Source organism: Oryzihumus sp. JJN4-3R (assembly GCF_057747915.1).
Map to the genome: position 1 here is coordinate 834,698 of NZ_CM173229.1, position 21,777 is coordinate 856,474.

The 21,777-nt window shown below is 71.8% G+C and carries 17 protein-coding genes; 2 read left to right on the top strand and 15 right to left on the bottom strand.

Annotated elements, in window-relative coordinates; genetic code table 11:
• Nucleotides 1–2: 2 nt before the first annotated feature.
• From aroC to AC3ANM_RS03870, 14 genes are all read right to left on the bottom strand, one after another.
• Entirely contained in the window at nucleotides 3–1,226 is a 1,224-nt protein-coding gene (aroC, locus tag AC3ANM_RS03805; protein ID WP_488286813.1) for a chorismate synthase, read from the bottom strand.
• Nucleotides 1,227–1,249: 23 nt separating this feature from the next.
• Complete coding sequence (locus AC3ANM_RS03810; RefSeq protein WP_488286814.1) at nucleotides 1,250–1,948, bottom strand: prepilin peptidase; 699 nt, start codon at nucleotides 1,946–1,948, stop codon at nucleotides 1,250–1,252.
• The gene (locus AC3ANM_RS03815; protein WP_488286815.1) at nucleotides 1,945–2,805 is read right to left on the bottom strand and encodes a shikimate dehydrogenase; all 861 of its coding nucleotides are present in this window, start codon (nucleotides 2,803–2,805) and stop codon (nucleotides 1,945–1,947) included. Before AC3ANM_RS03815 ends, AC3ANM_RS03810 begins: the two co-directional genes overlap by 4 nt.
• Nucleotides 2,799–3,998 carry an endolytic transglycosylase MltG gene (gene mltG / locus AC3ANM_RS03820; RefSeq protein WP_488286816.1) on the bottom strand — a complete coding sequence of 400 codons (1,200 nt, stop codon included), beginning with the start codon at nucleotides 3,996–3,998 and terminating at the stop codon, nucleotides 2,799–2,801. Before mltG ends, AC3ANM_RS03815 begins: the two co-directional genes overlap by 7 nt.
• Nucleotides 3,995–4,492 (bottom strand): Holliday junction resolvase RuvX, encoded by a 498-nt coding sequence (gene ruvX, locus AC3ANM_RS03825; protein ID WP_488286817.1) that lies wholly within the window; start codon nucleotides 4,490–4,492, stop codon nucleotides 3,995–3,997. Before ruvX ends, mltG begins: the two co-directional genes overlap by 4 nt.
• Before the next feature lie 3 nt (nucleotides 4,493–4,495).
• Entirely contained in the window at nucleotides 4,496–7,204 is a 2,709-nt protein-coding gene (gene alaS, locus AC3ANM_RS03830; RefSeq protein ID WP_488286818.1) for an alanine--tRNA ligase, read from the bottom strand.
• Between the two features lie 154 nt (nucleotides 7,205–7,358).
• Nucleotides 7,359–7,652, bottom strand: a complete 294-nt coding sequence (locus tag AC3ANM_RS03835) for a DUF6167 family protein (RefSeq protein ID WP_488286819.1) — start codon at nucleotides 7,650–7,652, stop codon at nucleotides 7,359–7,361.
• Nucleotides 7,653–7,657: 5 nt separating this feature from the next.
• Nucleotides 7,658–8,041, bottom strand: coding sequence for a DUF948 domain-containing protein (locus AC3ANM_RS03840; RefSeq protein WP_488287906.1), 384 nt, complete (start codon nucleotides 8,039–8,041; stop codon nucleotides 7,658–7,660).
• A gap of 100 nt (nucleotides 8,042–8,141) precedes the next feature.
• Nucleotides 8,142–9,125 (bottom strand): ABC transporter ATP-binding protein, encoded by a 984-nt coding sequence (locus tag AC3ANM_RS03845; RefSeq protein ID WP_488287907.1) that lies wholly within the window; start codon nucleotides 9,123–9,125, stop codon nucleotides 8,142–8,144.
• A gap of 68 nt (nucleotides 9,126–9,193) precedes the next feature.
• Nucleotides 9,194–10,309: an ABC transporter ATP-binding protein gene (locus tag AC3ANM_RS03850; protein ID WP_488286820.1), complete on the bottom strand. Its 1,116-nt coding sequence runs from the start codon at nucleotides 10,307–10,309 to the stop codon at nucleotides 9,194–9,196.
• Complete coding sequence (locus AC3ANM_RS03855; RefSeq protein WP_488286821.1) at nucleotides 10,306–11,301, bottom strand: ABC transporter permease; 996 nt, start codon at nucleotides 11,299–11,301, stop codon at nucleotides 10,306–10,308. Before AC3ANM_RS03855 ends, AC3ANM_RS03850 begins: the two co-directional genes overlap by 4 nt.
• A gap of 89 nt (nucleotides 11,302–11,390) precedes the next feature.
• Nucleotides 11,391–13,136, bottom strand: a complete 1,746-nt coding sequence (locus AC3ANM_RS03860) for an ABC transporter substrate-binding protein (RefSeq protein ID WP_488286822.1) — start codon at nucleotides 13,134–13,136, stop codon at nucleotides 11,391–11,393.
• A gap of 39 nt (nucleotides 13,137–13,175) precedes the next feature.
• Entirely contained in the window at nucleotides 13,176–14,180 is a 1,005-nt protein-coding gene (locus tag AC3ANM_RS03865) for an ABC transporter permease (protein WP_488286823.1), read from the bottom strand.
• A 183-nt stretch (nucleotides 14,181–14,363) separates the two neighbouring features.
• Nucleotides 14,364–15,758, bottom strand: a complete 1,395-nt coding sequence (locus tag AC3ANM_RS03870) for a replication-associated recombination protein A (protein WP_488286824.1) — start codon at nucleotides 15,756–15,758, stop codon at nucleotides 14,364–14,366.
• A gap of 19 nt (nucleotides 15,759–15,777) precedes the next feature.
• Here AC3ANM_RS03870 and AC3ANM_RS03875 point away from each other — a divergent pair, with 19 nt between their 5' ends.
• Nucleotides 15,778–18,015 carry an MMPL family transporter gene (locus AC3ANM_RS03875; RefSeq protein WP_488286825.1) on the top strand — a complete coding sequence of 746 codons (2,238 nt, stop codon included), beginning with the start codon at nucleotides 15,778–15,780 and terminating at the stop codon, nucleotides 18,013–18,015.
• Entirely contained in the window at nucleotides 18,005–18,784 is a 780-nt protein-coding gene (locus AC3ANM_RS03880; RefSeq protein ID WP_488286826.1) for a GNAT family N-acetyltransferase, read from the top strand. Before AC3ANM_RS03875 ends, AC3ANM_RS03880 begins: the two co-directional genes overlap by 11 nt.
• A 114-nt stretch (nucleotides 18,785–18,898) precedes the next feature.
• Here the strand turns inward: AC3ANM_RS03880 and AC3ANM_RS03885 are convergent, their stop codons facing one another.
• A complete protein-coding gene (locus tag AC3ANM_RS03885; protein ID WP_488286827.1) occupies nucleotides 18,899–21,604 on the bottom strand; it encodes a lamin tail domain-containing protein in 2,706 nt (901 codons plus the stop codon).
• Between the last annotated feature and the right edge of the window lie 173 nt (nucleotides 21,605–21,777).

Consider the following 21,777-nt stretch of genomic DNA (forward strand, 5'->3'; position numbering starts at 1 on the left):
TGTCACCACGTGCGCATCCCCTCGGGGATGGAGGCGAGGTATGCCGTGTGGTTGCGGGCCGTCTCGGCGACGCTGTCGCCTCCGAACTTCTCCACGCACGCCTGCGCCAGGCACAGCGCGACCATCGCCTCGGCCACCACCCCGGCTGCCGGCACCGCGCACACGTCGGAGCGCTGGTGGATGGCGGTCGCGGGGTCGCCACTGGCGACATCGACCGTGTCGAGGGCACGCGGCACCGTGCTGATCGGCTTCATCGCGGCGCGGACCCGCAGCACCTGGCCGGTGGACATGCCGCCCTCGGTGCCGCCGGCGCGGCCGGTGCGCCGCCGGATCGTGCCGGAGCTGTCGCGCTCCATCTCGTCGTGGGCGGCCGAGCCGCGCCGGGCGGCGGTGCGGAAGCCGTCGCCGACCTCGACACCCTTGATCGCCTGGATGCCCATGAGCGCCGCGGCGAGCTGGGCGTCGAGCCGGCGGTCCCAGTGGACGTGGGAGCCCAGGCCCGGCGGCAGGCCGTAGGCCAGGACCTCGACGACGCCGCCGAGGGTGTCACCGTCCTTCTTGGCCGCCTCGATCTCGGCGACCATCGCCGTGGTGCCCGCGAGGTCGAGGCTGCGCACCGGGCTGGCGTCCAGCGCCGCCACGTCCTCGGGCCCGGGCAGCGGGGCGTCCTCGGCCACCGACGCGGCACCGATGGCGACGGTGTGCGCGACGAGGCGGATGCCGTAGGCCTGCTGCAGGAACCGGGCCGCCACCGCGCCAAGGGCGACGCGGGCGGCGGTCTCGCGGGCCGAGGCGCGCTCGAGCACCGGGCGGGCGTCCTCGAAGCCGTACTTCTGCATGCCGACGAGGTCGGCGTGACCCGGGCGCGGGCGGGTCAGCGGCTTGTTGCGCCCGACCTCCTGCGGCGCGCCGACGTCGTCGGCGGCGGCGAAGGCCTCCTCGTCGACCGGGTCGGGGCTCATCACGGTCTGCCACTTCGGCCACTCGGTGTTGCCGATGCGGATGGCCACCGGGGAGCCGAGGCTGACGCCGTGGCGCAGGCCGCCGAGGAACTCGACCTCGTCCTGCTCGAACTTCATGCGCGCGCCACGGCCGTAGCCCAGGCGCCGACGGGCCAGCGCGGCGGCGACGTCACCACTGGTCACCTCCACCCCGGCCGGCAGCCCCTCCAGGAGCGCGACGAGGGCGGGGCCGTGGGACTCACCGGCGGTCAACCAACGCAACATGCCGGTGATCCTCCCACGCGGGGTCAGCCGGTCGGCGAGCCGGTCAGGAGCTGGACCGGGACGCAGATCGCCAGCCACGCGCCGACCAGCATGGCCGGCCCGAAGGCGATGTGGGACGTGCGCGAGACCCGCCGGGCCACCAGCAGCACCACGCCGACCAGGCCCCCGATGACGAACGCCAGGAACGTCGCCTCGATGACCGGCCCCCACCCCAGCCAGCCGAGGAAGAGCCCGAGCACGCCGGCCAGCTTGACGTCGCCGAAGCCGAGCCCGCCGGGCGAGACCAGGGCCAGCACGAGGTAGAGCAGCCACAGCCCGGACCCGGCCATCGCCGCCCGGGCCAGGGCCCACCAGTCCCCCGTGCCGAGCGAGGCGGTGGCCAGCAGCACCAGCGCGACCGGGTAGGCGGGCAGGACCAGCGCGTCGGGGAGGCGGTGCACGTCGGCGTCGATCGCGGCCAGCACGACCCCGAACGCCCCCAGGTACAGGTATGCCGGCAGCACGGCCAGGTGCCCCGCGGCACCGAGGCGCCACGCCAGGCTTGCCCACACCACGGCATACAGGAGGGCCACCCACGCGCGGTGGGGCGGCAGCGGCAGGTGCCGCTCGTCGTCGCGGCGGTAGCCCCCGGTGGCGAGCCGCCGCGCGGCGACCTCGCCGACGGCCAGGCCCAGGACGGCCACGACGGCGACCAGCCACCACGGGGCCGTGCCGGCGCTCACCGCCGGGCGAGGGCCGCGAGACCCGCGGCGCGCATGGCCTCCACCGGAGGCTCCAGACCGGTCATCAGCTCGACCTGCGCCGCCGCCTGGTGCAGCAGCATCTCGAAGCCCGACACCACGACCGACCCCCTGTCCGTGAACGCCTGCGCGAGCGGCGTGGGCCATCCCGCGTAGACGACATCAAACAGGATCGGGCGGCCCGCCGCAGGCGTCCCGGACGGCTCCTCCATCCCGGCCACCGCCGCGGCCACCAGGTCGGCGGCGCCGGCGGGCAGGGTGCTCACCACGAGCGGGACCTCCGCGGCCAGCGCGGCGGCGTCCTCGAGCGAGCGGACCCGGGTCGTGATGCCGAGGCGCCCGGCATGCTCGAGGGTGGCCTCCCGGGCCTCGCCGCGGACGGCGAGGGTCACCCGTTCTGCGCCGAGCCGGCCCAGTGCCGCCAGGACCGAGCGCGCCGTGGCGCCCGAGCCGAGCACCAGCGCCTCGGGCACGGAGGTGAGGCCGGTCGAGCGCAGGGCCTCCTCCACGCCGTGCACGTCGGTGTTGTGGGCCGCCCAGCCGCCCTCCGGCAGCCGCACGAGGGTGTTGGTGGCGCCCACCTCCCGGGCCAGCGGGGAGACCTCGTCGGCGACCGTGAGGCCGACCTCCTTCAGGGGCATGGTCAGCGACAGGCCGGCCCACTCCGGGCCGAGCCCACCGATGAAGTCCGCCAGGAGCGGCTCCCTGACCTCGTGGGCGCAGTAGCGCCACGAGTCGAGGCGGAGGGCTCGGTAGGCCGCGTCGTGCAGGACCGGGGACAGGGAGTGACCCACCGGCGAGCCCAGCACGGCCGCGAGGTGCCCGGCGCGGCTCAGCACTTGCCCGGGTTGGCGCTGCACCACTTCTGGAACAGCTTGACGTTGGCCTGGTGGCTGGCCGCATCGGTGGCGAACCGGGTCTCCCCGGTCTGGGGGTTGACGGCGACGAAGTACAGCCACGGTCCCGGGGTGGGGTGGGCCGCCGCCTGGATCGCCGCGGCGCCGGGGTTGCTGATCGGGCCGGCCGGCAGCCCCGGCACCCGGTAGGTGTTGTACGGGTTGTTCGCGGCACGCTCGGCGTTGGTCGTCGTGATCGCCCGGTGCTGCACGCCGTAGCTCACGGTCGAGTCCATCTGCAGCTTCATCTTCCTCGCCAGGCGGTTCTCGATGACCCGCGCGATCTTGGGCCGGTCGGCGTCGCGCATGCCCTCGGCCTCGACGATGCTGGCGATGATGACGGTGCGCTCCATCTGGGCCGGCTGGACGCCCAGGCTCTGCAGCTCGGCGACCGACTTGGTGACCATGGTCCGCAGCTGCTCGGTGGCGGTGGCCTTGGCCGCGAACTCGTAGGTGGCCGGGAAGAGGTAGCCCTCGACGTTGCCCTTGGCCGCCGCCGGCAGGCCCAGCAGCTCGGGGTCCTTGGCGGCCGCCACGTAGTCGGCCACCGGCACCCCGGTCGCCTTGCTCAGGGCGGCGAAGACCTCCGACTTCCAGAGCCCCTCGCGCAACGTCACATGGGGCACCGTGCGGTTCTTGGCGTCGAGGAGCAGGTCCAGCGCCGCCTGGGCACTCATGTGCAGCCGCAGCGCGTAGCTGCCCGGCTGGATCGACGCGGCCTGCGGGGAGCTCTCGGCGAGGTCGGCGAAGGCCGACGCGGTCTTGACCACCCCCGCCTGCTGGAGCGTGGCACCGATGTTGCGGCCCGAGTCGCCCTCGTGGACCTCGATGGTCACCGACCCGGTGCCCGTCCCGGTCCAGTCGTCACTGGCGGTCAGGCCGGCCACCATGGGCTTGAGGTACTGGGTCGCCGCGAGCGCCCCGCCGCCGACCAGCAGCGCGGACAGGGTCAGCACGAGGAAGCGGCGGCTGCGGCGTCGACGGTTCCGGCGGCGCTCCTCGCGCTGCCGGCGGGCTATCTGCTGGCGGTTCTGGGCCCGGGTCGGCAGCGGGGGCGCCGGCTCGTGTGTCCGGCTGGCCGGGATCTCCTCGGCGGAGTCGCCGAAGATCGTTTCGACCAGGTGGTCTTCCTTCATCGCGTCCGACCCTTTGCCTTGGCCCGAGGTTTGCGTCGTGTCACCAGCTCCCCCGGTGGCCGGCCGGAGGCGCGCTCGGCATCGAGCGCCGCCTGCAGGATCAGCACGGCAGCCGCCTGGTCCACCACGGCACGCTGTCGCCGACCGGCGACACCACTGTCGCGCAGCTGCCGGTGCGCGTCCACCGTGGTCAGCCGCTCGTCGACGAGCCGGACCGGAACGGGCGCCACCTGCTCGGCGAGCTCGCGGGCCCAGGCGCGGGCCGTGGCCGCCGCGGGCCCCTCGTCGCCGGACAGGGACCGTGGCAGCCCGACGACGACCTCCAGCGCCTGCCGCGAGGTCACCTCCGCGGCGACCTCGCCGTGGTCGGCACCGCCCTCGACGTCACGCTGCACGGTGCGCACCGGCGAGGCCAGCAACCCCGAGGGGTCACTGGCGGCCAGTCCGACGCGCACGCTGCCCACGTCGACGCCGAGGCGGATGCCCTCGCGCACGTGCTACCGACCGGCCGTGACACGCTCGCCGACGGTGTGCTCGACGCGCGCGAGCGCGTCAGCCACCTTGCTGGCGTCGGTGCCACCACCCTGGGCGACGTCGTCCTTGCCCCCGCCGCCGCCGCCGAGCGTGCTGGCCGCGACCTTGACGAGGTCACCGGCCTTGACGCCCCACTGGCGGGCTGGCTCGTTGGTGGCGACGATGACCACCGGGCGGTCCTTGGCGACTCCGGCCACGGCCACCACGGCCGGGCGGTCGTTGCCGAGGCGGCTGCGCAGGTCGAGTGCGAGGCTGCGCAGGTCGTCCGCGCCGACCCCGGCACCGGCGTCGTGGCCGACGAAGGACACGCCGTAGACGTCGCGGGCGCCGGCAGCCAGACCCTGGGCGGCGGCCAGCACCTGCTGCTGGCGCATCGTGCTGATCTCGCGCTCGGCGTCCTTGAGCCGGGTCAGGATGCTGTTGATCCGCTCCGGCAGCTCCTCCGAGCGCACCTTCAGCGCCTCGGTGAGCTGGCCGACGACGGCGTGCTCGCGGGCGAGGAAGTCGTAGGCGTCGGTGCCCACGAGCGCCTCGACGCGGCGCACGCCCGAGCCGATGGACGCCTCCCCGAGCAGCTTGACCAGGCCGAGCTGGCCGGAGCGCTGGGCGTGGGTGCCACCGCACAGCTCGCGGGCCCACTCGCCGACGGAGATGACCCGGACCTGGTCGCCGTACTTCTCCCCGAACAGCGCCATCGCGCCGGAGTCGACCGCCTGCTGCTGGGTCATGATCTCGGCGTGGACCGGCAGGTCCTCGGCGAGCAGGGCGTTGACCCGGGCCTCGACGTCGGTGAGGACCGAGGCCGGGACGGCGGACTGGGCGTTGAAGTCGAAGCGGAAGCGGCCGGGGGCGTTCTCCGAGCCGGCCTGGGTGGCGGTGTCGCCAAGGGCCTCGCGGATCGCCTTGTGCACCATGTGCGTCGCGGTGTGCGCGCGGGAGATGGCCCGGCGCCGGTCGATGTCGACCAGGGCGTGTGCCTGCTCGCCGGGGACCACCTCGCCGGAGACGACGGTGGCGCGGTGGACGATGAGGCCACCGATCGGCTTCTGCACGTCGCGGACCTCGATGACCGCGCCGTTCGCGAGCTCGACCCGGCCGCCGTCGGCGAGCTGGCCGCCTCCCTCGGCGTAGAACGGCGTGCGGTCCAGGACCAGCTCGATGTCCTGGCCGGCGCGCGCCGAGCCGACGCTGGCACCGGCGAGCAGGACGCCCGCGACGCGGGCCTCGGACACCGTCTCGTCGTAGCCGGTGAACTCCACCTCGCGGCCGAGCAGGTCGGCCACCTCGCGGTATGCCGTGGTGTCGCCGTGCGCGCTCTTCTTCGCCTTCGCGTCAGCCTTGGCCCGGTCCCGCTGCTCGGTCATGAGCCGGCGGAAGCCCGCCTCGTCGACCTCGAGGCCGTGCTCGGCGGCCATCTCCAGGGTCAGGTCGATGGGGAAGCCGTAGGTGTCGTGCAGGGCGAAGGCCTGCTCCCCCGCCAGCGTGGTCGAGCCGGCCGACTTGGCCTTGCTGACCGCGGTGTCGAGGATCGTCGTGCCGGCCACGAGGGTGCGGCGGAACGCCTCCTCCTCGGCGTAGGCGACCTGGCTGATCCGGGCGAAGTCCCGCTCGAGCTCGGGGTAGGACTGCTTCATCCGGTCCATGCTCACCGGGAGCAGCTGCGGCAGCGACGGCTCGTCGACGCCGAGCAGGCGCATGGAGCGCACGGCCCGGCGCAGCATCCGGCGCAGCACGTAGCCGCGGCCCTCGTTGCCGGGGGTGACGCCGTCGCCGATGAGCATCAGCGCGCTGCGCACGTGGTCGGCCACGACGCGCAGCCGGACGTCGTCGGGGTGGGAGTGGGCGGCGTCGTGCTGGGACTGGGCGCCGTACTTCTTGCCGGCCATCTCCGCCGCGCGGGCGAGGACCGGGTACACCTCGTCGATCTCGTAGAGGTTGTCCACGCCCTGCAGGACCGAGGCGATGCGCTCCAGGCCCATGCCGGTGTCGATGCTCTTGGCCGGCAGCTCCCCGACGATCGGGAAGTCGTCCTTGCCGCCACCCTCGCCACGCACGTTCTGCATGAAGACGAGGTTCCAGATCTCCATGTAGCGGTCCTCGTCGACCGCCGGGCCACCCTCACGGCCGTACTCCGGGCCGCGGTCGACGAAGATCTCGCTGCACGGGCCGCACGGGCCGGGCACGCCCATGGACCAGTAGTTGTCCTTCATCCCGCGGCGCACGATGCGCTCGGCGGGGATGTCGGTGTGCTCCAGCCACAGCTGGGCGGCCTCGTCGTCGTCGTGGTAGACCGTCGCCCACAGCCGGTCGGGGTGCAGGCCGTAGCCGCCGTCGGCCTGGCTCGTGGTGAGCAGCTCCCACGCGAAGGTGATGGCGTCCTTCTTGAAGTAGTCGCCGAAGGAGAAGTTGCCGTTCATCTGGAAGAACGTGCCGTGGCGGCTGGTCTTGCCGACCTCGTCGATGTCGAGGGTGCGCACGCACTTCTGCACGCTCGTGGCGCGCTTCCACGGGGCACTCTCCTGCCCCAGGAAGTAGGGCTTGAAGGGCACCATGCCGGCGTTGACGAACAGCAGGTTCGGGTCGTCGTAGAGCAGCGGGGCGCTGGGCACCACGGCGTGGCCGGCCTTCTCGAAGAAGCTCAGCCAGCGTCGCCTGATCTCGGCGGTTTCCATGCTCAAGTCCTCACTGCGTTCGTCGGGGTGGTCGTCACCGTGTAGTCACCGTGGTCGCGGCCCGACAGGCATGCCGCAGCCGGGTCAAGGGCCGATGTGCCGGGCAGTCGCCCATCCTCGCAGGGTATGCCGTGTGCGGGCGAGGGCGGCTGCCCTACCGGGCTCGGGGTCCTGTGGGGTCGTCGAGGAGCCGGCGGGCCGCGTCCGCGTCCATGGCCCGGCCGTCGGGGAGGGTGGCCGTGTCGATGCCGAGGGCGAAGCGCAGCTCCTCCTCGCGCTCGGCCATCCCCTCACGGACGGCCTCGGCCATCTCCTTGAGGCCCTCGCCGATCCCCGCCAGGCCACTGGCGACCCCGGCAGGGGTGTAGGCCTGCGCCGCCTTGGACACCTTCCGGACCGCCAGGACACCCACCGTCGCCCCAAGGGCCAGCCAGAAGACGCGTCGCATGCCCATCAGCCCTTCCGGCGGCGCCGACCGGCCGCCTTGCCCTCGGCGCTGCCCTTCATCGCGGAGCGCACGCCGTAGCTGAACGCCGCCACCTTGACCACCGGCGAGCCGAGGGTCGCCGCGAACAGCGAGGTGAGGGCGTTGACGTTGGTCGACATCGCGGCGACGTTGGCCGTGATGGTGTCGACCCGGATGATCTGCTCGTTGGTCGAGGCCACCGTGTCGGTCACCTGGGAGAGCAGCGGAACGGTCTGCTCGGAGACCCCGCGCACCCCGAGCCTGGCCTCGTCGAGCACCTTGCCGGCCTTGCCGATGACGCCACCGAGACGGATCACCACATAGGCGAACGCCAGGGCCGCGATCAGTCCGGCGACGTCGCCGAGGGACACGCTCACACTCTCACCTCACGCTGTGATCGGGGTCGCGAACGCACGTCACCGCCGGCGCGTGCCGCGTTGTCTGCCGGAACCCTACCCCCCGCTCCCGGGGTCAGGCCGAGGCCTCCGAGACGAGGCTCTCCTTGACCTCCGGGAAGTGGCAGGCGATCGCGTGACCCGCCCCGGCGGAGTCCTTGCCCTCCAGCGTCGGCTCCTGCGTCGCGCAGATGTCCTGGGCCTTCCAGCACCGGGTGCGGAAGCGGCAGCCGCTCGGGGGGTTGATCGGGCTCGGCACGTCGCCGGCGAGCCGGATCCGCTCCCGCGGCGGGACGCCCCGCACGGCACCGAGGTCGGGCACGGCCGACAGCAGCGCCTGGGTGTAGGGGTGCTGCGGCGCGCAGTAGACCTGCTCGCGGTCGCCGACCTCGACCATCTTGCCGAGGTACATCACGGCCACGCGGTCGCAGAAGTGGCGCACGACGCCGAGGTCGTGGGCGATGAACACGAACGCGATCCCGAGGTCGCGGCGCAGCTCCTCCATGAGGTTCATGACCTGCGCCTGGATCGAGACGTCGAGTGCCGAGACCGGCTCGTCGGCGACGATCACCTGCGGCTCGACGGCCAGGGCCCGGGCGATGCCGATGCGCTGGCGCTGACCGCCGGAGAACTCGTTCGGGTAGCGGTTGTGGTGCTCGGGGTTCAGGCCCACCCGCTCGAGAAGCTCCTGCACCCGCTGGATCTCCTTGCCCTTGGCCAGGCCGTGGACCTGCAGCGGGGTGCTGATGATGGAGCCGACCGTCTGGCGCGGGTTCAGCGAGCTGTAGGGGTCCTGGAAGACCATCTGCAGCTCGCGCCGGAACGGCCGCATCTTCTTCTCCGGCAGGGGCGCCAGGTCGGTGCCCTCGAAGAGGATCTGCCCGCTGGTGGGCTGGTACAACCGGGTGATCGCCCGACCCAGGGTCGACTTGCCGCAACCGGACTCACCGACCAGGCCCAGGGTCTGGCCCTTGTCCAGGTCGAAGGAGACGCCGTCGACGGCCTGCACGACCTGACGCTTGGCCAGGAGGCCGTCCGCGCTCTTGATCGGGAAGTGCATCTTCAGGTCGCGGACGCTCAGCAGGGGCGTGCCGGACGCGGGGGTGCTGCTCACGGAGGTACTCCTTCTCAGGCCAGGCCCGGCTCGACCTCGGCCGTGAAGATGGCCCGGGGGTCGGCAAGGTGGCAGCGGGATGCGTCGGTGCTGACCTGGTCGCGGCGGACCAGCTCGGGCAGCTCGGTGCGGCACAGGTCGCCGGTCACGCGGTCGGCGTAGGGGCAGCGGGGGTGGAAGGAGCAGCCGCTGGGCAGGTTGACCAGGCTCGGCGGGTTGCCCCGGATGGGGCGCAGCATCTCGTGCTCGGTCGAGACCGAGGGGATCGACTCCAGCAGGCCCCAGGTATAGGGGTGCGTCGGCGAGGCGAGCACCTCCTGGGCGGTGCCGTACTCGACGGCGCGACCGGCGTACATGACCAGCACGTCGTCGGCGACCTCCGCGACGACCCCGAGGTCGTGCGTGATCAGCATGATCGCCGAGCCGAACTCCTTCTGGAGGTCGTTGAGCAGGTCGAGGATCTGGGCCTGCACGGTGACGTCCAGGGCCGTCGTCGGCTCGTCGGCGATGAGCAGCTTGGGGTCGTTGACCAGGGCCATGGCGATCATGGCGCGCTGGCGCATGCCCCCGGAGAACTCGTAGGGGAACTGGTCGATCCGGCGCTGCGGGTTGGGGATGCCGACGCGGTCGAGCATCTCCAGGGCGCGGGCCCGGGCGACCTTCTTGGAGACGCCGTGGTGGGCCCGGTAGGCCTCGGCGATCTGCCACCCGATCTTGAAGTACGGGTGCAGCGAGGACTGCGGGTCCTGGAAGATCATCGAGGCGACGCCGCCGCGGACCTTGCGCATGCCCTGGCCGGACAGGCCGACGATCTCCTCGCCACCGAGCTTGATCGAGCCGCTCATCTTGGTTCGGCGCATGTCGTGCAGCCCCATCACGGCCATGCTCGAGACCGACTTGCCCGAGCCGGACTCGCCGACGATGGCGAGGGTGCGGCCCAGCGGCAGCTGGTAGCTCAGGCCCTGGACGGCCTTGACCGGGCCGTCGGCCGTGGGGAACTCCACGCGCAGGTCGTCGACGACGAGGAACGGCTCCTGGCCGGAGGGGTTGGTGACCCGTCGGGTGCGGGTGACCGTCTGCGGACGGCCGGCGGTGTTGGCAGCGTCGAGGCTGACCGAGGGCTGGCTCATGACAACCTCACGCGGGGGTCGAGGAAGGAGTAGACGATGTCGACCAGGAGGTTCATGACCACCAGGACCACCGACCCGACGATCACGGTGCCCATGATCATCGGCAGGTCGGAGTTGTTGAAGCTCTGGAGCACGAGGTTCCCGATGCCGGGAAGGTCGAAGATCCGCTCGGTGAAGATCGAGCTGACGATGAGGTAGGCGATGTCCAGGCCGTAGATCGTCACGACCGGCGTGATGGCGGCCCGCAGGCCGTGCAGGTAGGTCACGCGACGCTCGCTGATGCCCTTGCTGCGGGCGGTCCGGACGTAGTCCTCGGACAGCGACTCCACCATGGAACCGCGCGAGTAGCGGGCGTAGGAGGTGGAGTTGTAGATGCCCAGCACCAGCCACGGTGCGAGGAAGCCCATGAACCACTTGAGCGGGCCGTTGTCCCCGATCGGGAAGTAGCCGGGGCGAGGCAGGACCGGGTAGAGGACGACCAGGTACAGGAAGACGAGCAGGGCCACCAGGTAGTACGGGATCGAGCTCATCACCAGGGTGGCACCGACCAGCGCGCGGTCGGCCGTGGTGCCACGGCGGCGGGCCGCCATGGACCCCAGGCCCACGCCGAAGCCGAAGAAGATGACGGAGGCCCCGAGGACCACCGTGAGGGTGACCGGCAGGCGCTTGCCGATCTGCTCCAGCACCGGCTGGCCGGTCTTGAAGGAGTAGCCGAGGCAGGGCGCCTCGCAGTGCCGGGTGATGCCGCCGTCGGTGAAGTCGCGGCCGAAGAGGATGCCCCCGGCGTACTCGGTGAACTGCTCGGTGACCGGCCGGTCGAGGTTGAGGCTCTTGCGGATGTCCTCGTAGCGCTGCTGGGAGCACCGGGTCTCGCCGCAGATGGCGGACGCCGGGTCGCTGGGCGCGATGAAGAACAGCGCGAACGAGGCGATGACGGTGGCGATGATGACCGAGATCGCGCTGATGATGCGCCTGGACAGGTAGGTGAACACAGGTGGGGCTCTCCCGCAGTGGTGGGCCGCTCGGTGACCGGTGGCCGGGCTCGCGCCCGGCCACCGGCCACCACTGAGCTGGGGTCAGGTCAGCTCTTGACGAACATCTGGGTGAAGACCGGCAGACCCTGGGTCGGGTCGCCCACGGCGCCGCCCACCTTGTTGCCGATGACGATGGCCATCTTGTCGTAGTAGAACGGCAGGGCCGGGACGTACGTCTCGAGGATCTCCTTGTCCAGCGAGCCCCACTTGGCAGCCTGCTGGTCGAGCGGGAGGGCCGAGATGTCGTCGATCTTCTTGTCCAGGGCCGGGTCCATCAGCTCACCGATGGAGTTGCCGTCCTTGACGGACTGGGACTTGAACAGCACCGGGAACCAGGAGGAGCCGCTCGGCCAGTCGGAGCACCAGCCGCGGGGCGAGAACAGCATGTTGACCGGGCTGTCGTAGTTGCCGGTGTACTTGCGGATCTGCGCCTTCGGGACACCGATGGCCTTGACCTTGAAGCCGGCGGCCTCGAGGAACTTGGTGCGGACCGCGGTGACCTGCGACGCGGTCTGGTTGTCGTTCGAGTAGTACCACTTCAGCTCGAAGCCCAGCTTGCCGGCCTTCTCCAGGGCAGCCTTGGCCGCGGCCGGGTCGCCCTTGCCCATGCCGTTCAGGCCCGGGACGGTGAACTTGGTGTAGCCGGGGACCGCCGGGGGCAGGATCGAGGAGGCCGGGGCGCTGGTCAGGCTGTTGTTGCCGCTGACCTTGTTGAGCTCGTCCCAGTTGTAGGCCATGGCGATGGCCTTGCGGACCTCGAGCGGGATCTTGCGGGTGTCCATCTGCTCGACGATGGTGCAGGGGCTGTCGCCCTGGAGCAGCTGGGCCTTCTTGTCACCGGTGAGCTGCGGGACGACCGAGGAGTCGACGTTGTCGTACTCGATCGAGGAGGCGTCCGGGCCCTGGCTGGCCAGCACCTGCTGCTGGGCCTTGATGGCGTCGCCACCCCACTTGAAGTCCCATGCGTCGACGTACTGGTGGCGCACCGGGTCGGTGTTGGGGTCCCAGTTGGGGTTCTTGACGAGCTTGAGCTCGGCGCCCGGGTTGTAGCTGTCCCACATGTAGGGGCCAGTGGTCATCGGGTGCTGCTCGTAGTTCTGCTTGGTGTCCTTGGCCTTGGGAATCGGCGTGAACATCGGGAACGTGCCGTAGTAGGGCATGTCCGGGAACGGCGTCTTGAGGTGGATGACCAGAGTGCTGTCGTCCGGGGTCTCGACACCGGAGTAGGTGTCACCGCCGGAGTAGGGGCCCTTGTAGGTGTCGGCGTCCTTGAAGTAGGACAGCTGGTAGGTCGGGCCGGCGTCGAACACGTCGTGCGCGAAGGAGCGCTTGATCGCGTAGGCGAAGTCTTCGGCCTTGACCGGGGTGCCGTCCTGGTACTTGATGCCCTTCTTGAGCTTGAAGGTCCAGGTCAGCTTGTCCGCGGAGACCTTGCCCAGGTCCTCGGCAAGGTCCGGCACCAGCACGGGCTTGCCGTTACGGATGTCGAACTGGGTCAGCGTCCGGAACGCGAGCTTCGCGATCTGGTTGCCGTCGGTGTAGTAGATGTTGGTCGGGTCGAACGTCGAGGGGGTGGACTCGGCGTAGACCGTCATGGTCCCGCCCTTCTTCGCCCCTGCGATGTCCTTCGCCGGACCCTTGGCGGACTCGTCGGTCGCCTTCTGCTGCGGACCCGAGTTACCCCCCGCGGTGCTGTCGCCACCCGCCTGGTTGTTGCTGGACGGCGTGCCGCACGCGGCCAGTCCGATCACAGCCACGGCGGCGATGAGCGCCGTACCCTTCAATCGAATCACTGCGATTCTCCTTGTCTTGCCTCGATGGGCCACGCTGCGTCAGCGGCGCGTCTTGGGGTCGAAGGCGTCACGCACGCTGTCACCGAGCCAGCTGAGGGCGAGGGTGAGGGCGGACACTCCGACGACAGGCAGCCACAGGTACAGCGGGTCTGCCTGGTAATACGTGGTGGCCTTGGCGATCATCTGGCCCCATGAGGGCGTGGGCTCGATCAGCCCGACGCCGAGGAAGGTGAGGCCGGCCTCGGCCACGATGTAGGCCGGCAGGGCCAGCGAGAGCTGGATGACGATCGGCGCGACCAGGTTGGGCAGCAGCTCCTTGAAGAGCACCCGCCGGGTCGGGACACCGATGACCTTGGCCGCGGCGATGAACTCGCGCTCGCGCAGCGAGATGACCTCACCGCGGATCAGTCGCGCGAGGCTGGCCCAGCCGAAGAAGACCAGGACGCCGATCAGCACGTAGAAGCGGATGTCGGCGTTGTCCTGCGGCGACAGCTCGTTCACGCCTCCGGAGATGCTCACGACGATCGGCACCGCCGCGATGGCGACGAGCAGGTACGGAAGGCTGAGCACGAAGTCGATGACCCAGCTGATGACCCGGTCGACCCAGCCGCTCATGAAGCCGGCGGTCAGGCCCAGCACGACGCCGACCACCGAGGACGTCACCGAGGCGACGAAGGCGATGATCAGGCTGGGGCGGGCGCCGTAGACCCACTGGGCGAACAGGTCCCGGCCGGTCTTGGGCTCGACGCCGAACCAGTGGGCGGCGTTGGGGCCGATGGTCGGGAAGCCGAACTCGTCCACCAGGTCGGTGTTGAAGTCGGAGTAGTTCTGGCCCTCGATCGCGCAGAGCAGGCCGGCGAAGACCGCGACGAGGAGGAAGAACAGCACGATGCCGGCGCAGACGATGGCCATGCGGTCCTTGCGCAGCCGGTCGAAGGCGATGCGGGAGGGGGACCGGCCGTGGTCCCGCGAGGGGGCCACGGGAACCGCATCGACCAGTGCCTCGGGAGAGACCTGGTCCTGCGGGTTGACGCCCAGCGACATGCGCACTCCGTCCACGAAAAAGAAGCCAAGAAGACGTCGTGCAGCGCACAGCTGGTTCTGGGTTCCCCCACAGATGTGACCGCGCTCTCACGAGTCGGCGTAAACATGCCACACGGTCAGGGGTCGTTCCAGAAAGGTTGATGCCTTGTATGGCAAATCGTTACCGAGCGTGTCGGTGCGACCTCATCCGCCGCGGATGTGCTTGCGCAGCTGGGCCCAGCGCGCGGACAGCGTCTGCTCCCAGCCCCGCTCGGTCGGGTGGTAGTAGTCGGCGTCGGCAGCGAGCTCGTCCGGGAGGTACTGCTGGCGCACGACTCCCGCCGGGTCGTCGTGCGGGTAGGCGTAGCCCTCGCCGTGCCCGAGCCGGGCCGCGCCGGCGTAGCCGCTCCCCCGCAGGTGCACCGGAACCGGGCCGCCCCGACCCGCCCTGACGTCGGCGATCGCGGCGTTGATGCCGGCGTAGGCCGCGTTGGACTTCGGGGCCAGGGCGTTGTGCACGACCGCCTGCGCCAGGATGATCCGCGCCTCGGGCATGCCGATCTGGGCCACCGCGTGCATCGCCGCGACGGCTGTCTGCAGCGCCGTCGGGTCGGCCATCCCCACGTCCTCGCTGGCGGCGATGACGATGCGCCGGGCGATGAACCGCGGGTCCTCCCCCGCCTCGAGCATCCGCGCGAGGTAGTGCAGCGCCGCGTCGACGTCGCTGCCGCGCATGGACTTGATGAGCGCGCTGGCCACGTCGTAGTGCTGGTCTCCCGTGCGGTCGTAGCGCACGGCAGCGTGGGCCACCGCCTGCTCGACCTGCGCCAGTGTGATCTCCACCGGCCCGTCGGTATGCCGGCCGGCCGGCTGCGCGTCCAGGGTCACCCCGGCCGCGGCCTCCAGGGCCGTGAGCGACCGCCGCGCGTCACCGCCGGCGATGCGAATGAGGTGCTGGCGCGCCTCGGTGCTGAGGGTGAACGCTCCCCCGAGTCCCCGCTCGTCCTCCAGCGCGCTCGTGAGGACCTCGTCCAGCTCCTCGTCGGACAGCGGGCCGAGGGTGACCAGCATCGAGCGCGACAGCAGCGGCGCGATCACGCTGAACGAGGGGTTCTCCGTCGTGGCGGCGACAAGGATGACCAGGCGGTTCTCCACGCCGGGCAGCAGCGCGTCCTGCTGGGCCTTGGTGAAGCGGTGGATCTCGTCCAGGAACAGGACCGTCTGGCGGTCGTAGAGGTCCCGCTCGCGGGCGGCCGAGTCCATGACCGCGCGCACGTCCTTGACCCCGGCGGTGACGGCCGAGAGCTCGACGAAGCGACGGCCCGCGGCCGTCGCCACCAGGTGCGCGAGGGTCGTCTTGCCGGTCCCCGGCGGCCCCCAGAGGATGGCCGACAGGGGGCCGGCCGGCCCGGCATACCCGTCGATGAGGCGCCGCAGCGGGCTGCCGGCGCGAAGCACGTCGCCCTGGCCGCGCACCTCCTCCAGCGACCGGGGCCGCATCCGCACCGCCAGCGGGGGCAGGGTCGCCGAGGAGGCGTCACCGGCCGTCGTGGAGTCGCGGTGCGCCGTCGCGAAGAGGTCGTCGTCGGCCGTGCTCACGGCTGGCAGGCTATCCCGTGTGACCCACACGCCCTCCCCCGAGGCAGCGCCCCCGCAGACCCGCCTGGCCCGGCTGGGCACCGTCCTCGGCCACCACCCGTGGCGCGTCCTCGGCCTGTGGCTGGTGGCCGTGGCACTGTGCTTCGCGGCCGCTGCCGGCGCCCTGGGCGGTGAGTCGCTCTTCCATCGGCTGACCTCGGGCGCCCCGACCGTGCCCGGCGAGGCGCGCACCGGCCAGGACCTCCTGTCCCGGGGAGCGACGAAGGGCCCGGCCACCCTCCTGCAGGTCACCGGCGTCGACCTGGCCTCGCCGACCGTGGCGCGCACCGTGCAGCAGCACTCGGCGGCGCTGCGCCGTGTCAGCGGTGTCGCACAGGTGGCCAACCCCTTCCTCGTCCCCGGAGGGCCGACGTCGGCCGCCGCCAGATCGCTTGTCGCGCAAGGGGATCCGTCCCGCCGTGGCTTCCTCACCGTGGTGGACCTCAAGCCCGGACTCGGCAAGGCAGCGCAACGCGACACCGAGGCCGCGGTCACCCGCGAGCTGCGGGCGATGGTGCGAGACCTGCCCGGGGCCCACGGCCGCGTCGGCGGCACCTCCCAGCTGGTCAGCCAGATCACCGGCCAGGTCGAGATCGACCTGCGCACCGGGGAGGGCATCGCCCTGCCGGTCAGCCTCCTGGTCATGGTGCTGGTCTTCGGCGGGTTCATCGCCGCCGGGATGCCGGTCGTCGGGGCCATCGCCTCGATCGCGGGTGCCCTGGCCAGCCTGCTCGGCTTTTCCTACCTGATCGACCTCGACGCCTCGGTCGTCAACGTCGTCACGGTGCTGGGGCTGGGCCTGAGCATCGACTACGGCCTGCTGGTGGTCAGCCGGTTCCGCGAGGAGCTGCGCGCCATCGCCGCGGGCGGTCCGGCGGCCGACATCACCCGCGAGCAGGTCGTGCTCGCGACATCGCGGACGCTGGCAAGCGCCGGGCGCACCGTGATGTTCTCCGGGCTCACGGTCGCGATCTCCCTGAGCAGCCTGCTGGTCTTCTCCGCCCAGCTGATGAAGGCGATCGGCGCCGCCGGCGTCTCCGTCGTCGTGGTCGCACTGCTGGTCGCCCTGACGCTGGTGCCGACGCTGTGCGCCCTCGCGGGCCGGCGGCTGCTGCGGCGCGGCACCGAGCAGGCCTCGGACACGGGTGTGTTCAGCGCGCTGGCGCTGCGGGTACAGCGGCGCCCCGTGGTCGTCATCGTCGTGGTGGTGGCCGCGCTTCTGGTGGCCGCGGCTCCCGCGGTCGGCCTGAAGCTGACCTCCTCCGGTGCCGAGCTGCTGCCCCGGGGCACCGACCAGCGGGTGTTCTTCGAGGCCCTCGGCCGGGACTACCCCGCGACCAGCGCGCCCGACGTGACCGTGGTGGCCAGGGCCCCGCTGACCGACGTCAACCGGTGGGCGCAGGACACGGCCGTCCACCTCCCGGGGGTGCGCTCGGTGGATTCCCCCAGCCAGGTCGGCCCGGGGCTGGTGTCGGTCGACCTGCGCACGAGCGACGGTCCGCTGGGAGACCAGACCCGGGCCGTGGTCACCTCGCTCCGGGCGGACCGGCCCGCCTTCCGCACCTGGGTCACCGGGCAGGCCGCCCAGCTCGAGGACTTCACTGCGTCGATGCGCGCGCGGGCACCCCTGGCCCTCGGTCTCATCATCGTGGCCACCTTCGTGCTGCTGTTCCTCATGACCGGGTCGGTGGTCGTGCCGTTGAAGGCGCTGGTGCTCAACGTCCTGTCCCTCGGCGCCAGCCTCGGCATCACGGTGTGGGTGTTCCAGGAGGGCCACCTGCACGGCCTGGTCGGGTTCGACTCCACCGGCGGCATCGAGTCCACGATCCCGTTGCTGGTGCTGGCGTTCGGCTTCGGCCTGTCGATGGACTACGAGGTGTTCCTGCTCGCCCGGATCACCGAGCTGGTGCGGCAGGGCCACAGCAGCGACGAGGCGGTCGTGCTGGGGCTCCAGCGCTCGGGACGGATCATCACCTCCGCCGCGGTGCTGATCATCATCGTGTTCTGCGGGTTCGCCGCCGGCAAGCTGCTGGTCATCAAGGAGACCGGGGTGGCCCTCGCGGTCGCGGTGGCCATCGACGCCACCCTCGTGCGCATGCTGCTCGTGCCCGCGACGATGACCGTGCTCGGCCGGCGCAACTGGTGGGCCCCCGCTCCCCTGCGCCGCTGGCACGCACGGTTCGGCATCAGCGAGGAGGGACCGGCCCGTGCCGGCTGAGACGGTCGAGCGCCTCACCTCGTGGGAGGAGCTGCTCGAGGCGTCCGGGCACGACCCGCTGGTCCGGTATGACGCCGGGCCGGCCCCCGAGGGTGCCTGGGCGGCGCGCGGCGCCGTCGCCTATCTCCGGCGCACGCCGTCGCGCCGGACCGTGCTGGTCCTGCTGGGTGAGGACCGCGGCGTCGAGGCCCTGCTGGGTGGCGTCGCCGGTCTCGCCGGGAACCCGGCCATGGGACCTGCCCGCGACGTCACCGCCGTGACGCTGCCGCACCACCTGGAACCGTTGCTGCACCAGCACTTCCGGGTGGGGCAGGGTGGGGACTGGGAGTGGCTGTGGACCACGTCGGCACCTCCGCCGCAGTCGGCTGAGCCCAGCCTGCTGACCCTCGACGACAGCGCGGACGCCGCCGACCTCACGGCCCTGCTCACGCTGGCGAACCCCCGGGCGAGTGCTCGTCCCGGCGAGCCCGACAGCGAGTGGTGGGTCGGCGCCCGCGACGACTCCGGTGCGCTCGTGGCGTGCGGGGCGATGCAGCGGACCGACGGGGGCAGCCCGCACCTGGCGAGCATCGCGGTCCGCCCGGACCGGCGCGGCGAGGGCCTGGGCGCGGCGGTCACCGCGGCCCTGACCCGTGGCGGGGTGGCGGCGGACGGGGTGTGCACCCTGGGGATTTACTCGGACAACGCCGTCGCCCGGTCGCTCTACCTGCGCCTCGGCTACCGCGTGGGGCACACGTGGGCGACACGCGTCATACAGCCCTTGGGGTGATCCCGGCCCGCTGACAGCGGCCGGGGTGGGACCGCGCGGGAAGGCCACCCGGGCCGGCACGACGGAGCCCCCGCACCGGCGAGCGGTGCGGGGGCTCCGGCCACGGTGCCGGCGTCAGTGGACGTCGAGCGCCGCCGTGGCGTAGCTGCGGTCCGGCGCCCAGACGACGACCGTGTGGTCGCCGAGGCTGGTGTCGGCCGGGACGAGGACCTTGACCATGGCCGAGCCGTCACGGTCGGTCGTGACCGTGCCGAGGGTCGTGTCCTTGTCCAGCTTGATCGTCAGTGCGGTCGAGGGCGCGAAGCCGTCGAGGTGCACGAGCACCTGCTTGCCGGGCTTGACCCGCGGCGGCGACAGATGGACCGCACCGTCGCCGAGGTGCGCGGTGGGCACCGGGCGGATCCGGGCCACCTGCGGGTCGTGGTCGGACGCCTGGTTGGCGAACTCCGAGTTGACGTGGATGACGTCGTACTCCACCGCGCCCGGCGCCGTGAGCGCCGGCGAGGTGAAGATGTGGTCCAGCACCTGCGAGACGCCGTTGTAGTTGTAGGTGTAGCGCTCGTTCGCCGGCAACGTGTTGATGAGGTCGGTGAGCGTGGCGCCGTTGTCGGTCAGCGTCGTGACCGCCGGGGAGAACTGGTAGTCGTTGAAGTCACCGGCCAGCACGACGTTGGCGTCGGGGTCCACGGCCAGCACCTGCTTGACGAAGCCGTTCACCGCGGTGGCCTGCGCGGTGCGCTGCTGCTCGGAGCTGCGCGTCGGCGGCTGGAAGCGGCCGTCGGCGTTCTGGTCACCGCCCTTGGAGTTGAAGTGGTTGGCCACGACGATGACCTTCTTGCCCTGGAACACGAACTCGCCGGCCAGCGGCTTGCGGCTGTTCTCCCACGCCGGGTTGGCCGGGTCGATGCGGCCCGGTGAGACGGTCAGCGACGGGCTGCCGTCGCTGTCGGCCACGACGCCGACCGGCGTCGTCGAGGTGCCGCCGTCACGCTCGACGAAGGTCACCCGCGCGGGGTTGTAGAGGAACGCCACCCGGATGTTGCCACCGGGCTGGCCACCGTCCTGGTCGTTGACCGGGTCGATCTCCGCCCACTGGTATGCCGGGCCGCCGGCCGCCGCGATCGCGGCGGTCAGCTTGGTCAGGGTCTGGTCGGCGGCCACGGTGCCGTCGTCCGTGGCTCCGGTGTTGTCCTGGATCTCCTCCAGGCTCACGACGTCGGGGCTGGCCAGGTTGGTCACCACGCCGGCACCGAGCCGCTGGTACTTCGCGTCGGAGTCGCCGGGGGCGAGGTTCTCGACGTTGTAGGTCGCCACCGCGAGCTGGTCCTGACCCTGCGGGGAGGCGGTGTTGCCGGTCAGGTGGTTGTCCTGCCAGGTGCCGGTGGTCGTCGCAGCGATGGCGTAGCCGCCGAAGGTCGACCAGTCGACCGGGCCGCTGGTCACGCCGGTGAGGACGTCACCGACGTTGGCTGCGGGCACGACGCCGTTGACCGGCGTGACGAGCAGCCGGCCCGAGGGCAGGGCGTAGCTGTCGACATACGTGCCCCCGCGGTAGGTGGCGCGCTGCGCGGGCTTCGTGGTCACGTAGATCTCGCCGTACTGCGGCTTGCCGGGGCCGACCACGCGGGCGTCGTCGACCTCGACCCGCATGCCCTCGTGGGCCTCCCAGAACTCCAGCGCGGAGTGGGCCGGGTCGACCGGGCTGATCGACTCGATGTTGCCGCCGGCCGGCTGCGGGGCGTAGGTGTCCGGCACCGTCGTCGGCGTGAGCTGCAGCGGCGCGGGCAGCGGGTTGCCCTTGCTCACCACGGTCACCGTCGTCGGGGAGATCTCGGTGGTGGACAGGTTCGAGGTCGTCGCGAGCGTCTCGCCCGAGGAGAGGGTGTAGTAGTCCGAGACCGTCCCGGTCACGAGCACCCGGTCACCGACGGCAACGCCCCCCTTGGAGCTGAAGACGAAGACGCCGGAGGAGGCGGACGGGCGGCCCGCGTCCGGCTGGGCCTCCTGGATCCAGTAGCCCGAGCTCTTGCCGGTGCGCACCGCCGTGACGATGCCGGCGACCTTGCTGACGGCCTGGCCCTTCAGCGGCGAGACGAACCCGTCGCCCTGGACGTCCTGGATCGTGGTCGTGCCGGGGATGCACTCCTGCGGCGTGGGGACGGCGGTGCAGTCCGGGCCCGTCGGCGCCGCCCCGTTGACCGCCTTGGGCGTGGGCGCGGTGATGGTGAAGTCCGCGCCGTTGTTGCCGGTGTTGACGACCGGGTTGTTGCGGCGCTGGGCCGAGGTCGAGTTGCTCGTGGCCGGGGTGGGCGTGCCACCGGCGGCGTCGTTCGCACCGCCGAAGCCGACGAAGTCCACGACGCCGGGAGCGGTCGAGCAGGTCGCGCCGCAGGAGAGGGTGGTCGTGCTGTTGACCAGGGCCACCTTGCCGGCGGTGCCCGACATGGCGATCGTCCCGGTCGCGTCCGGGGTGGGCAGGGCAGCGCTGGGCGTGGTCCCGGCAGCCTCGGCGATGAGGTAGCGGGCGCCGGGGGCGACGCTGCCGGCCAGGGCGGTCTTGCCGGTCCACGTGGTCCCCGTGGCCGAGCCGTACTGGACCGACCAGCCAGTCAGGTCCACCGCCGTGGTGCCGGTGTTGACCAGCTCGATGAAGTCGTTGGTGTACGGCGCGCCGGAGTTGCCGCCGCCGCCGTAGACCTCGTTGATGATGACGGCGGCGCCGGGGTCGATCGCGTGGGCCGCCGGGGCCGTGGTCAGGCCGGCGGCGAGGACGGTGCCGGTGACGGCCACCGCCCCGGTGAGCGTGCGCAGGACAGGCATGGTGCTCCTGTGGTGTCTCCGCGTGTGCGGGCCGGGCCCGGTGCGGGCACGAGCGGGGACAACCTAGGCCTCACAGCCGGCTCACAGGGGCTGTTTTGCCCACAATTGGGGAGAATTTGGGCCACGTTCAGCGCACCCCCACGTGGACGTGGAGGGTTGTCCGGGCCAGGACC